The following is a 12061-nucleotide window of genomic DNA, read 5'->3' on the forward strand; positions in this document are numbered from 1 at the left end:
CTGCGGGGCTGCGATGGCCGGCCCGCCTCGGCAGGCGGGCCGGCCGCCCGAATGCGGTTGTCGGCGTTCCGGCCCCGCACTACGGTGCCGCGGTGGACCTCTTCTCACAGTCGTGGACGATGCTGCGCGGGGCGGTCGCCGCCCTTCCGGACGCGGACTTCGAGCGCGCGTCGGGCTGCGCCGGCTGGCTGGTGCGGGACCTGGTGTGTCACCTGGTCATCGGCGCCCAGGACATTCTGATCACCCTCGTGACGCCTGCCCAGACCGAGCCGACCGCGGACGCGGTCGGCTACTGGAGTGCGGGCGATGCCTCGCCGGGCGGCGAGGATCCGCCCGACGCGTTGATCCCCCGGCTGGCCGCCGCGTATGGCGAACCGCGCTGGCTCAGGTTCCACTTCGACGACGTGGCTTCCGCCGCGGGCCGCGCCGCCGGCCTCGCCGATCGGACCGCCCGTGTGAGCACCCAGGGCAAGGTGCTGACCGTCGGTGACTTCCTGTCGGCGTACGTCCTGGAATGGACGGTCCACCATCTCGACCTGATCGCCCACCTGCCGTCGGGCGCCGAGCCGCCCGCCGAGACGCTCGCGGCGGCGCGCAGGATGCTGGAGGAGATCGCCGCGGCGCCGTTCCCGGCGTCGCTGCCGGACAAGGACGCGCTGCTGATCGGCACCGGGCGCCGCCCGCCCACCGATGCGGAACAAGCCGCGCTCGGCTCCCTGGCCGGGAGGCTGCCGCTGGTCCTCAGCTGAGCGAGCGGGCGGCGGTACGGCGCAGCCCGGCTGTCCCGGCCGCGAGTCGATGACGGACCAGGACGGCCGGGACCTCACCGTCATCTACTACGCGGCCGAGGCGTCGATCGCGGCATGGAAGGCCCACCCGGAACATCTCGAAGCCCAGCGACTCGGACGTGCACGCTGGTACGCCTCCTACAGCGTGGAGGTGCCACGGGTGGAGCGCGCCTACGCCTTCACCCGCGAGTGAGCACGGACTCCCGACCGCTGGGGCGGCAGCACATCGGTGTTCCGTCGGCGGCCACGGGAAACCGTCCGGCTGTCTAGTGGAGCGCGATGGCTTCGACCCAGTCGTCGACGGTGACGACGTCCGCCCACTGCGGAAAGAGCCGCTCGATGAGGAACCGGTGCACGTCCGGGTCGGTGTCCAGGCAGCCGTCGGAGAGCACGGTGAGGCCGAAGTCCAGGTCGTTCGCCTGGCACAGGGTGTACAGCACCACTGCGCTGGTGGCGATGCCGGTGAGCACGAGGCTGTCGATACCGCGTGCCCTGAGCACCACGTCGAGATCGCTGCCCGAGAACGCGCTCGCCCGCCTCTTGGCGACCACCACGTCGCCGGGCCGGGGCGCGATCTCCGGGTGGATCGCGGTCCCCGGGTCGCCCTCGACGTACAAGCCGGCCCGCGCGATGGCGGTGAGAGCCCTGTTGCGCGAGCCGACCTCCGGAAAGCCGGGACGTAAGGCGATGACCACATGGATCACGGGGATGCTCGCCGCCCGGGCACCGTCGATCGCCCTGCGCAGGCGTCGCAGATACTCGGAACCGGCGTCGGCGATGTCCACGATGGCCCGTTGGACGTCCATCACGAGGAGGGCGCTGCTCATGTCGTCTCCAGAAACGGCCGAGGTTCGGTTTAGGTGGTGGCGGCCTGCTTCTCCATGCTCGGGCAGGGAGCGCAGCTCCCGCCGATGGTGAGCCGGCCAAGCCGGCCAGGGGGAACGCCGACCGCGGGCCGCCTCGTTCAAGGTCTGCGGCCGTGGAAGGTACGGCGCAGGTCGCTCACCCAGGCCTCCGGGTTCTCCCAGGGGATGAAGTGGCCGCCGCGGTCGTGCGCGTTGACGTTGACGTGGTTGAACCAACCGGCCTGCGGGCCGGTCTCGAACGCCCGGACGCGCTCGCCGGCGGTGTGGACGCCGGGCGGGTTCTCGTACGTGACGAAGGTGAGGCCGACCGGCGCCTCCACGACCGGGACGCGGTCGTGGACAGGGGCCCAGGGGTAGCGGTTGGCGTTGGCGTAGTACCGCATCGACGTGGCGACGGAGTTGTTCACCCAGTAGATCGTGGCGTGAGTGAGCAGGTCGTCCTTGGTGAAGACGGACTCGACGTCGCCGCCGTTGTCGCTCCAGGCGTTCCAGCGCTCCAGCAGCCAGGCGAGCAGTCCGGCGGGGGAGTCGCTCAGTCCGTGGGCCAGGGTGGCGCCGTCGAGCATGTGCACGGCGAGGTGGGACGCCCAGCGGTGGTCCAGCTCGATGACGCGGGCGCGGACGTCGGCGGGCTGGTCGTCGGTGAGGGGCCGATTCCGGGCGAAGTCCCAGGCGCGGGGGCCGTTGAAGAAGTCGAGCGGCAGCCCGGAACCGATGTGGATGCCGTACAGCTCGTCGGCGTACTTGTGGCCGAGCTGGCTGGAGACGATCCCGCCGATGTCGCAGCCCCCGGCGGCGTATCTCTCGTAGCCCAGGGTCTCGGTCATCAGGAGGTGCCAGAGGTCGGCGGCCTTCCAGAAGTTGACGTCCGGAAAGCCGGTGAGGGGGCCGGGGAAGCCGAAGCCGGGCAGGGACGGCACGATGACGTCGAACGCGTCGGCGCGGTCACCGCCGAACGCGGCCGGGTCGGCGAGCGGGCCGATCACCTTCGACCAGTGCCAGAACGTCCACGGCCAGCCGTGGGTGAGGATCAACGGGATCGGCCGGGGACCACGGCCGGGCCTGCGCATGAAGTGCACCGGAACACCGGCGACGCTCACCTGGTAGTGCTCGTGGACGTTGATCGCCGCCTCGGCCTTGCGCCAGTCGTAGCCGTCCCGCCAGTAGGCGACCAGCTCACGGAGATAGCTGTCCGGCACGCCGTAGGACCAGTCCTCGTTCCCCTCGTCCAGCGGCGCACGGGTCGACGTAAGACGGACGCGCAGGTCGTCGAGGACCTCGTCGGACACATGGATCGCAGTGGGCTCCAGGGGGAAGGCGTGCGGGGTGGTCATGGCGTACTTCCTTCTGGCTGGGCGGCAGCGGTGCGGTCGGCCGGTTGGGCGGCGGGCCGGGCCATACGAGGAGGGCGGGCAGCGATGCGGTGAGCGCCTGCCGGTGGTGCGGGTTCAGCCGGTCGTGTCCTCAACATGGGGGCGGGCCAAGTGGCGCGACGGGGAGGTCTTGTCCCATACGTGCCAACGCGCCCCGCACACCGGGTCGGGTTTCGTGGGTCACCTCCGCGGGGAAGCCGTCGGCCCTGACCCGCTCGGCGGTCGGACCGCTGAGCGTCCTGCCGCATCCCGGGCAACGGTCCGGGATGCGCATCGGATACATGCCCATCGTCTTCTGTTCCTGTTCCTGTTCCTGTTCTTGTTTGTGTCCCTGCTGTTCTTTCGGCGTTCCTGATCGCGGGCTTCGGCGGCCGGTCGCGGGCCCGTCAGGTGGTCGGGCAAGTGACGTAGCTCCGGCCCCTGTTGGTGAACGCTATCCATCCCTGGACGTCCGTCCCGCCGCCGTCGCAGGACAACAGACGCCAGGCACCGGGGTCCAGGCGAAGACCGCGTCCTGACCGAACCGCCGCCCCAGTTCACGCGCCGCCGAGTCGCTCAGGCCGGCGACGGCGATGCTCTGCTCGATGTGCGTGCCGTGCGCATCGCCTCCCGCCGCGGGCCACCACGCGAGCCCTCGCCGGTCGAGCTCGTCGACGAGCTGAACCTGGGCGCGGGCGTTGTCCTCGGCGAGGGCGGGACGGCCGTGAGGGTCGCACGCCGTGACGACGTGGAGAGCGGCGATGCCCGCGTACTCCGGCAGTGCGGGGAAGAGACCCCCGACCGTGCCTCGCGGACGCGGTTCAACCCGTACCGTATGGTCCGGGAACCGGATCTCGACGACTGTCCGCCGGTAGCGTTCCCAGTTCGGTGGTGTGGCCGCAGCGTGAGTGACCTGCATGAGGGCCTCCTGGGGACGAAGGACCCCCTTACCCACCGGCAGGGAGATCGGTGCGCGCTCCCACAGCGCCGTGGGAGCCGGTCCTCGGCGCGATCGGCCCCGTGACCGAGCGCAACGATGCCACACCACCGGTCAGGGGACAAGATCCGGACGTTGTTGACTCGGGCCTGGTCACAAGCTGCAGCGTCAAGCCCCGGCTTGGGTCGGTTGCGGCCGTCAGAGGAAGAGTCCTGGCGGATACTTGCCGAATGGATGGTTCAAAGGCCTCTTGGGTCAACACCACGCACGATTGGGCCGCCGTCGTGGACGCGGACCATCTCGGTCGGATTCGGCACAGACCCGCGGAGTTCGCGCCGGGCGGGCCAGGACACCTTGTACTTGAGGTGGTTGCTTATGCGGCTGACGAGGCAGCCGGCCGAGGCGGCGGACGGTGTGTGATCACACTGCACACCGACGGTTCCCTGTCGGTCCGGGATGACGGACGGGGCACCGACACTCGGGTCGACGAGCATGGCCAAGTGGTGAAGAAGCCGGTCATGGCCACGAAGGACCTTCGATTCTTCGACCTCCCCGAGGCGGAACGACTCCCGGACGGACATCCGCGTCGTGGCATGTCCGTCGTCGCAGCGCTGAGCGAGTGGCTGATACATACCAACCGCCGGCTGAACGGATCCTGGAGCCGGCGCTATGAGCGAGGCATCCCGGTGACCGATCTGGAGCCCGTCGAACCCGACGGGACCACGGGAACCTGTGTCCACTTCTTGCCTGACAAGGCCCTGACCTCGCGGTGGTCGGTCACCGCAAAGGACCTGGCGCGGTGGTCCGAACACTGGCCCGAACTGACCGTCCGCCTCGACGATCATCGCGACGGCGCTGAGTAGCCCGTGCCGGAGCCGGAGTCGGCCGGGAAGTCGAACCCCCACTTCGACTCGTCGGGGAAGGAGCCTGCCTCCTTCATCGCGGCGCTCGGATGCTGCGCACGGTCGGGGCGGCGCCCGCACGGCGAAGGTCTGCTCACCCCCTCGTAGGGCTGAGTAGACCTTCACAGGGTTTGAAGCGGGCGGATCGGTCGCCGGGCGGTCGCCACCGCGAAGATGTGGAGCACGCCGCCGTTCGTCGTCGCGGGCAGTGTCACACTCGCGAGCTGCTTGCCGGCCTGCAGCGCGATGGGCGCGGCGGCGAACACCTCCGTACCCACCGGGTCCTCGACCGCACCCCGGCCCTTCGCCGCTGAGGGGGAGTGACGGACATGGCCAGCGCGGCGGCGGCCATGGCGGCCGTCGCGATAGAACCGAGAGCTCACCGTCTGGGACGAGCCCGGCCCTTCACTGAGGTATGACGTACCGATGAGCCTGACACCTGGCCTGCCCTTCGTGTCTGACGGAAGGTCACGTCGTGCCCGGGGCAGGCACGCGCGTTCGCTGTCTTCGAGCGGTGTCAAGGGGGCGAGATCACCTCCCGTACGCCCGCCGAGCCGTCGGCGCCGAACGACCGCATGGCTGCGCGGCCGCTTCCGCATGGCTGCGGGAGCGGCCGCGCGGGCGAAGGCCATGCCTGGGTCGTCCGGGCACCGTACTGAGCTGGTAGTTCGCTTCGAAATGGTTCGCCTCGCTGAGGACTTCCGCGGGCCCGGACAGATCGAGCATCTTCATGCCGTCGAACACGAGAACGCTCACGCGGTGCGCCTTCGGTGCCACTCGCTCTCTCCCCCGCGACTCGACCGCTTCCCCGCGGCTGCGACCTGGCGGCTGCACCGGGCGGTGCCGGAAGTGATCGGAAAGTCCGGTGGCAGGGCGAGCGAGCGTACGGCCTGCGCGCCGCCGGACGGCGAACGGGCCCTGCGTGCCCCGCGTCGCCCCCACGCGCCCGTGACACGCCTACGGACGGCCCATTCGGCGACCATGAGGTTATCGGGTCATAACTTATACAATGTGACAAAACGCCACGTTGCTCTTTTCCTCAGCATGGTAGGACTCGTCGCCTCCTGCGGCCCTGCCGCATTGTCGGACTCGGCCGAGCGGACGCATCTCGTGCACCCGGGGGAATCCATTCAGAAGGCGGTGGACTCCGCCAAGGCGGGCGACACCGTGCAGGTGATGCCCGGGACCTACCACGAGAGCGTCAAGGTGGCGACGCCCGGCCTGACCCTGCGTGGGTCGGGCACCGCCACCGTCATCAAGCCGGCGGCGAAGGCCGCCGACGACTGCGGCCGGCGCGGCAACGGCATCTGCGTGATGGGCACCGCGACCAAACGGCTCAAGGGCGTCACCATCTCCGACCTGAAGGTGACCGGGTTCTCCCACACCGGTGTGATCTCCATGGCCACCGACGACCTGACCGTGCGAGGCGTGACCGCCGAGAAGAACGCGGTGTGGGGCCTCGCCGAAGAACACTCCGAACACAGCACCTACCGGGGGAACACCGCCCGGAACAACGGGGACGCGGGCATCTTCCTGGCCAATACCATCACGGCCGAACAGGGGGGCGTCGACACCAAGGGCACGGTGGTCACCAGCAACCGCCTGGAGAACAACAGGATCGGCGTCACCGTCCGCCGGCTGCGCAACCTGAGCGTCACCAGCAACAACGTCAGCGGCAACTGCGCGGGCGCCTTCATCGTCGGCGACGAGAACAAGCCGAAGGCCGGCGCGCTGACCGTACGCGGCAACCGAGTCGTGAAGAACAACAAGCACTGCGCCAAGACCGAACGGCTGCCCTTCCTCCAGGGCTCGGGCATCATCCTGACCGGCGTCGAGAAGACCGACGTCACCAGCAACGAGGTGACCGGGAACTCCGGCACGTCCCCGCTGTCGGGCGGCATCGTGCTCTTCAAGAGCTTCGTCGGAGCAACCAGCGACAACAACCGGATCAAGGACAACGCGCTGCGGGACAATGCCCCCGCCGACCTGGTCAACCAGGAGAGCACCAAGAGCGGCAACACCTTCACCCGCAACGTCTGCAAGGCGTCCAGCCCCACCGGACTGTGCTGACACCGTAACCCGCTCCCGGGGCATCCCGCCTTCCCGCCGGCGCTGTGAACGCAGTGCGCCGGGCGGTCCGCCGAGCGTCGGACCGCCCGGTGCCGTGCGAGCACTTCCTCCGTCGGGTTCCGTCGGGGACTGATGCCTGAGCACACGAAGGCCGCTGCACACGCTCCCGAAGATACGCAGCCGGTCACCCTCTGAACCGCACTGCTGAGTCCCCGCCGAGAGTGAGGCGGGCCGGCTGGAGGCAGTCCGTTACGCGTACGTCCGGCAGCCCCACGGCGGGGAACTCGACGGAACGGGTCTCGGCCGCCGGTTTCCACCAGCTCCCGGCCGCCAGCCGTGTGCGGATCTGGCGAGCACCAGGGGAGGGACGGCTCGCGGTGGCGGGCCTTCCGCATTCCTAGGCATGGAATGCGGTGGCGGAAGCATCCGAAAGAGCATGGAGTGCGTGATCTATCAGGAGCCGACGGGTGAGTGCGAGCAGATCGACTGCCGGCAGGCGGACGCGTGCCAGGCCACCCTGGACCGGCTGGCGGAATTGAAGCCGGACGAGTTCGCCTGGATCCGCATGGACGAGCCCCGCCCGGAGGAGCTGCAGCGGCTGGGCGAGTACCTCGAGCTGCATCCCCTGGCGATCGAGGACGCGGTCCAGGCTCATCAGCGGCCGAAGCAGGAACGCTACGGCGATGTGCTGGCGGTCGCGGTGAAGACGCTGTGGTTCGTCGAGAAGACCGCGGACGTGGAGACCGGAGAATGCATGATCTTCCTCGGCCCGTCGTTCGCGCTGACCGTACGGCACGGCGCGAACGACCCCACGCAGGAGGCCGCGCGCCGCCTGGAGGAGCAGCCGGACATGGCCCGGCTCGGGCCGGTCGCCGTCCTGCACGCGGTGACCGATGTGATCGTCGACGCCTACGCCGAGGCCGCCGCCCAGATCCGTACGGACCTGATGGAGCTGGAACGCTGCGTCTTCTCGCCCGCCCGGGACGACCTCACCGAACCGATCTACTCGCTCAAACGCGAGGTCGTGGAGTTCCGCGACGCCATCCAGCCACTCGTTCCCGTCCTGCAGCCCTTCACCACGGCGCACGAGGACTGGCCGCGGCAGGTCCTGCCGTACTTCCGTGACGTCACCGACCACCTGACCCGCACCGACATCGAGGTCCGCGCCCTGGACGACCTGCTTTCCTCCGTTCTCGACGCCCATATGGCGAAGGTGGGAACGTGGCAGAACGACGACATGCGCCGCATCAGCGCCTGGGCGGCCATCTTCGCCATTCCCACCATGGTCGCCGGGATTTACGGCATGAACTTCGCCCACATGCCCGAACTGGACTGGCGCTACGGCTACCCGTGCGCGCTCGGCGTGATGGCGCTGGGGGCGGGTCTGCTGTACCGGGCCTTCCGCCGCAACGGCTGGCTGTGACCGAGGACAGCTCCTCCCGGACGGCTCCCTGCCCGCCTTCGCGACCCTCCCCGAACGGACCGGCACCGGCCCTTCCGGCACGGTTCCCGCCCGTCACCGCAAAGGCGGTAGCGGTCGGCTCCTCGCTCGATCGGCCCTCGGACGTGGTCACTGGTGATGGCCAGCACGGCGAGGAGGGTCATTCGTCCAGAACGTCGGTGACCTTGCCGAGGTCGACGAACTTGAAGTTCGTCGCGGGCCGATCACCGTCCCCGGGGACGTCGTGCCCGTCCTGGACGACGAGGAGGCCGTTCGGGTACTTGGAGCCGAGGGGCGCGTGCAGGACCGCGGCGCCGTCGCACTCCTCGGAGCCGTCGAGCGTGCCGCTCGCGGCCGTGACCCGGAAACCGCCCTCGTACTCGTTGCCGTCCTCAAGCTCGCGGTCGTAGGCGGCGAAGGTGTGGTCACCCTGGCTGGAAGCCAGGAGGTAGCCGTCACCGTCGGACTCGGTGAGCAGTGTCAGTCCCTCGACGTCCGCGGTGAGCTTCGTGCCGCCGTAGCCGGGGTCGGCGCCCGGCGTGCACTCCTCGGTGTCCTCGTCGTAGACACCGGGGACGCCGTACTCGCGGACCCTGTCGATCAGCTTCGGCGTGCCCGTGAGGTCGGCGCGCAGGCGCCAGATGCCGACATCCTCCTGGCCGGCGTAGAGGGTGCTGTTGGCCGGATCGACGACCATGCCCTCGACCTGCGGGAGTTCGCCGGGCTCGGCGCAGGGGGACCACGAGGTGCCGTTGGGCAGTCGGAAGCTGTCGGGCAGGTCCAGGGTACGGATCTTGCGGTACGTGACCTTGCCGTCCGGGGCCGGCAGCAGTTCCAGGAGGGCGACGCTGGTGCGTTCGCGGCGGCTGACCAGGGCGTAGGCCTTGCTGGTTGCCGGGTCCGTCCAGGTCGCCAGGCCGTAGGCGGTCCGCTGGTCGTTGATCTCGGCCTGGTCCTGGGAGAACACGGCCGGCGCGGCGGGGGCGGTGATGTCGGTCAGCGGGCCGCCGACGCGGTCGCGGTCGATGCGGTGGAAGCGCAGCCGGTCGTGGCCACGGTCGCTGGTGACGGCCAAGTCGCTCTGTCCCGAGGAAAGCCGCAGCCCGTGGACGAGGTCCACGTTGTTGAACCGGCCCGGGGCGTCCTCCTCGCCCGCGGCGGGGGGCGCGGCTATCGACTGCACCAGTCGCGCGTCCAGGTCGTAGACGCGTAGACCACCCTCCTTGGCCGTGGCGACGACGAGGCTGCGCCCCGGGGCCGCGTCGTCGCGCCAGATGGCGGGGTCGTCCGCGTCGGCGTTGCCGCCCGCGTCGTCGTCGTGCAGCACGGGCGTCTCCGCGCGGGGCGTGAGGGCCGGCAGCGGACCGCCGGAGACGCGGTGGCGGCCCTCGGCCTGAGCCGGCACGGCCAGGGCCGTCGCCGTGAGAGCCGTGATCACGGCCAGCACGGCCGGCCGGGCGATCGTAGAGCGAGTCACGCAGGCCTCCTCTGCAGGGGTGGCTGATCCTGCGAAAGAGTCATCCCCCTCCATGTCGGCACGGCATCCGCCGAGCAACCGGTGACCCCACACTCGCGTGCACACGAGATGAACGGCGTTTCGGCGGCGTACAGATGGGGCCTGGCCAAGCAGTCCGCGCGCAACTCGCCTATAGGCGCCTCCCGTTGCGGTTACCGAAGGACCGATCCCCGGACAGGCACGTGCCCTTGGGAGCCAGGTGGTGCGCACGGTCTTCACCAATCCGGATGTTGCGCTCGTAGAAGTACGGAGCGGGGGAGGACGGCTGCCTCCAGTACGAGGCGCGCGAGTCCTTGGCCGTGTCCCGGTCCGTCCAGGAGTGCTGGGGGAGTCGCTCGGCCTCCGGACGTCCCGTAACCCGTAACAAGACCCGTGGCTGCGTCGACGTGACCCCGGGGTGTGCGGTGGTCGGGTCAGCCGCCTTCGCCGGGAGTTGACGGAACGTGATGTCTGTTTCCCGCAAGCGTTGCAGCGCCGGGGTGAACACAGTGGATCAGCGGTGCCTTCCGGTGTCTCCGGAAGCCGGTCCGCGATCCGCTACCGCAAGAAGGAGTACCTCCGCATGCACCGCACGATCGAGCCGAAGGTTCTGTACTTCGGCACCCCCGTGGTCCTGGTGAGCACGCGCAACGAGGACGGCTCGGCGAACCTCGCGCCGATGTCGTCCGCCTGGTGGGTGGGGCAGTCGGGCATGCTCGGCCTGGACAGGACGTCCAGGACGACCGAGAACCTGGACCGCACCGGAGAGTGCGTGCTGAACCTGACCTCGTCCGCGCTGGCCGGCGCGGTCGACCGCCTGGCTCTGCTGACCGGTACCCCGGTCGTCCCCGAACACAAGATGCGCAAGGGCTACCGTTACGAGCCCGACAAGTTCGCCGCGGCCGGGCTGTCGCCCATGCCGTCCCAGGTGGTCGCTGCACCGCGGGTGGCCGAATCCCCCATCCAGCTCGAAGCCCGGGTGACCCGTACGCATCCCTTCGAGGACCAGGACTCCGGGCTCGTGGCTGTCGAAACCCGAGTCGTGCGGGTGCACGTCGAGGAGGAGCTCCTGGTGCCGGGAGGCCGGCACCACATCGACGCCGACCGGTGGGATCCGCTGATCATGAAGTTCTGCGAGTTCTACGGCAACGGCCAGAACCTGCGCCCCTCCCGACTCGCCACGGCCTGGGGAATCCCGGGACGGACCGGCGCGGTACGCGGCTGAGCCGCTCGGTGACTCGGTTCGTCGTGGCGGGGTGCTGCGGTGGTTGTTTTGATCGCCGGGGTTGGGTAGCGGCTCGCGTCTTGTTGAGGCGCGGGCCTGCACGGCGCAGGAGCACTCATGCAAGGAACGGTGCGGTCAGATTCGTGGTGAGTGCTGCCAGCCGGGCGCGGGCCTGCGAATCGTATGCCTGTGGGTGTGCGGGCTGGTCGTCGTATCGGTCGAAGTACTGTCCTGTGGTGCTCTCCAGGTTTGGGTCGGCGATGAGACGTAGCGTCGGCTGAGCACCGTCGTCGGGGTTTGTGGCGGGGGTGAAGCCGCTCCGCCGGACCATGGAGGTGTCCATCAGGTGTGCTGGGTGCAGTGCATTGACGGTGACCCGGTGGGGCGCCGACTCGGCGGCCAGGTCGAAGGTGGCCATGATCAGGGCTAGTTTGCTGCGGCAGTAGGCGTGCACTCCGTCGTAGTCCCGTTCCAGCATCACGTCGTCGAAACGGATGGGCGTCTGCCCAGCCGAGGCGACGTTGACCACCCGCGAGGGCGCCGAGGCGACCAGAAGCGGGAGGAGTCGGCGGGTGAGAACGTACGGCGCCAGGTGGTTGACGGCGAACCGCAGTTCGTGGCCCTGGCGGCTTGTCTGCCGAACGGTCGGGTCGGTGCCACCGCCCACGGCGGCGTTGTTGACCAGTACGTCGAGCCGCGGCTCGGCGGCGAGGACGGCGTCGGCCAGCGTGCTCACCTGCTCAAGGTCGGCCAGGTCGGCCCGGTAGGTACGCACCGAGACTTCCGGGGCCTGGGCCCGTATCTCGTCGGTGGCCGTTGCAAGCCGCTGCTGGTCGCGTCCGTGGAGCAGCAGTGTGGCGCCGCGGGCTGCCAGGAGCAGGGCGAGGCGGAGCCCCATCCCCTGGGTGGCCCCGGTCAGCAGGACCGTCTTTCCGCGCAGGTCGCCCGGAGTAGCTGCGTGTTCATGCATGCGTCCAGGGATATC

The 12061-nt window shown here is 69.7% G+C and carries 13 protein-coding genes; 6 read left to right on the forward strand and 7 right to left on the reverse strand.

Annotated features, from left to right (window positions below):
- Nucleotides 1-92 precede the first annotated feature (92 nt).
- Both ABZ920_RS16240 and ABZ920_RS16245 read left to right on the forward strand, forming a co-directional pair.
- Nucleotides 93-749 carry a maleylpyruvate isomerase N-terminal domain-containing protein gene (locus ABZ920_RS16240; protein WP_361504391.1) on the forward strand — a complete coding sequence of 219 codons (657 nt, stop codon included), beginning with the start codon at nucleotides 93-95 and terminating at the stop codon, nucleotides 747-749.
- 49 nt (nucleotides 750-798) lie between these two features.
- Nucleotides 799-981: a hypothetical protein gene (locus ABZ920_RS16245; RefSeq protein ID WP_361504394.1), complete on the forward strand. Its 183-nt coding sequence runs from the start codon at nucleotides 799-801 to the stop codon at nucleotides 979-981.
- 73 nt (nucleotides 982-1054) lie between these two features.
- Here ABZ920_RS16245 and ABZ920_RS16250 read toward each other — a convergent pair whose 3' ends face one another.
- From ABZ920_RS16250 to ABZ920_RS16260, 3 genes are all read right to left on the reverse strand, one after another.
- Nucleotides 1055-1615 (reverse strand): cysteine hydrolase, encoded by a 561-nt coding sequence (locus ABZ920_RS16250; RefSeq protein ID WP_361504397.1) that lies wholly within the window; start codon nucleotides 1613-1615, stop codon nucleotides 1055-1057.
- Between the two features lie 137 nt (nucleotides 1616-1752).
- The gene (locus ABZ920_RS16255; RefSeq protein ID WP_361504400.1) at nucleotides 1753-2988 is read right to left on the reverse strand and encodes an epoxide hydrolase family protein; all 1236 of its coding nucleotides are present in this window, start codon (nucleotides 2986-2988) and stop codon (nucleotides 1753-1755) included.
- 472 nt (nucleotides 2989-3460) lie between these two features.
- Nucleotides 3461-3925 carry a DUF3293 domain-containing protein gene (locus ABZ920_RS16260; protein WP_361504403.1) on the reverse strand — a complete coding sequence of 155 codons (465 nt, stop codon included), beginning with the start codon at nucleotides 3923-3925 and terminating at the stop codon, nucleotides 3461-3463.
- Nucleotides 3926-4359: 434 nt separating this feature from the next.
- Here ABZ920_RS16260 and ABZ920_RS16265 point away from each other — a divergent pair, with 434 nt between their 5' ends.
- The gene (locus ABZ920_RS16265; RefSeq protein ID WP_361504406.1) at nucleotides 4360-4806 is read left to right on the forward strand and encodes a hypothetical protein; all 447 of its coding nucleotides are present in this window, start codon (nucleotides 4360-4362) and stop codon (nucleotides 4804-4806) included.
- Nucleotides 4807-4967: 161 nt separating this feature from the next.
- On the opposite strand, the gene ABZ920_RS16270 is transcribed toward ABZ920_RS16265, so the two are convergent.
- Together ABZ920_RS16270 and ABZ920_RS16275 are read right to left on the reverse strand one after the other, a co-directional pair.
- Nucleotides 4968-5123 carry a hypothetical protein gene (locus ABZ920_RS16270; protein ID WP_361504408.1) on the reverse strand — a complete coding sequence of 52 codons (156 nt, stop codon included), beginning with the start codon at nucleotides 5121-5123 and terminating at the stop codon, nucleotides 4968-4970.
- A 253-nt stretch (nucleotides 5124-5376) separates the two neighbouring features.
- Nucleotides 5377-5601: a hypothetical protein gene (locus ABZ920_RS16275; protein ID WP_361504585.1), complete on the reverse strand. Its 225-nt coding sequence runs from the start codon at nucleotides 5599-5601 to the stop codon at nucleotides 5377-5379.
- A 288-nt stretch (nucleotides 5602-5889) separates the two neighbouring features.
- Here ABZ920_RS16275 and ABZ920_RS16280 point away from each other — a divergent pair, with 288 nt between their 5' ends.
- Together ABZ920_RS16280 and ABZ920_RS16285 are read left to right on the forward strand one after the other, a co-directional pair.
- Nucleotides 5890-6915 (forward strand): right-handed parallel beta-helix repeat-containing protein, encoded by a 1026-nt coding sequence (locus ABZ920_RS16280; RefSeq protein WP_361504411.1) that lies wholly within the window; start codon nucleotides 5890-5892, stop codon nucleotides 6913-6915.
- 436 nt (nucleotides 6916-7351) lie between these two features.
- Nucleotides 7352-8338, forward strand: coding sequence for a magnesium and cobalt transport protein CorA (locus ABZ920_RS16285; protein WP_361504414.1), 987 nt, complete (start codon nucleotides 7352-7354; stop codon nucleotides 8336-8338).
- A gap of 178 nt (nucleotides 8339-8516) precedes the next feature.
- Here ABZ920_RS16285 and ABZ920_RS16290 read toward each other — a convergent pair whose 3' ends face one another.
- A complete protein-coding gene (locus ABZ920_RS16290; RefSeq protein ID WP_361504417.1) occupies nucleotides 8517-9833 on the reverse strand; it encodes a phytase in 1317 nt (438 codons plus the stop codon).
- Between the two features lie 601 nt (nucleotides 9834-10434).
- Between ABZ920_RS16290 and ABZ920_RS16295 the strand changes: the two genes are divergently transcribed.
- Nucleotides 10435-11076, forward strand: coding sequence for a flavin reductase family protein (locus tag ABZ920_RS16295; RefSeq protein ID WP_361504420.1), 642 nt, complete (start codon nucleotides 10435-10437; stop codon nucleotides 11074-11076).
- Between the two features lie 115 nt (nucleotides 11077-11191).
- Here ABZ920_RS16295 and ABZ920_RS16300 read toward each other — a convergent pair whose 3' ends face one another.
- Nucleotides 11192-12046: an SDR family NAD(P)-dependent oxidoreductase gene (locus ABZ920_RS16300; RefSeq protein WP_361504423.1), complete on the reverse strand. Its 855-nt coding sequence runs from the start codon at nucleotides 12044-12046 to the stop codon at nucleotides 11192-11194.
- Nucleotides 12047-12061: the final 15 nt, after the last annotated feature.

It is taken from the genome of Streptomyces sp. NPDC046831 (assembly GCF_040645305.1).
Lineage (GTDB): Bacteria > Actinomycetota > Actinomycetes > Streptomycetales > Streptomycetaceae > Streptomyces.

Coding starts and splice junctions, on each gene's coding strand:
- ABZ920_RS16245 (WP_361504394.1), top strand. CDS start 799: ATGACGGACCAGGACGGCCGGGACCTCACCGTCATCTACTACGCGGCC.
- ABZ920_RS16250 (WP_361504397.1), bottom strand. CDS start 1,615: ATGAGCAGCGCCCTCCTCGTGATGGACGTCCAACGGGCCATCGTGGAC.
- ABZ920_RS16255 (WP_361504400.1), bottom strand. CDS start 2,988: ATGACCACCCCGCACGCCTTCCCCCTGGAGCCCACTGCGATCCATGTG.
- ABZ920_RS16260 (WP_361504403.1), bottom strand. CDS start 3,925: ATGCAGGTCACTCACGCTGCGGCCACACCACCGAACTGGGAACGCTAC.
- ABZ920_RS16280 (WP_361504411.1), top strand. CDS start 5,890: ATGGTAGGACTCGTCGCCTCCTGCGGCCCTGCCGCATTGTCGGACTCG.
- ABZ920_RS16285 (WP_361504414.1), top strand. CDS start 7,352: ATGGAGTGCGTGATCTATCAGGAGCCGACGGGTGAGTGCGAGCAGATC.
- ABZ920_RS16295 (WP_361504420.1), top strand. CDS start 10,435: ATGCACCGCACGATCGAGCCGAAGGTTCTGTACTTCGGCACCCCCGTG.
- ABZ920_RS16300 (WP_361504423.1), bottom strand. CDS start 12,046: ATGCATGAACACGCAGCTACTCCGGGCGACCTGCGCGGAAAGACGGTC.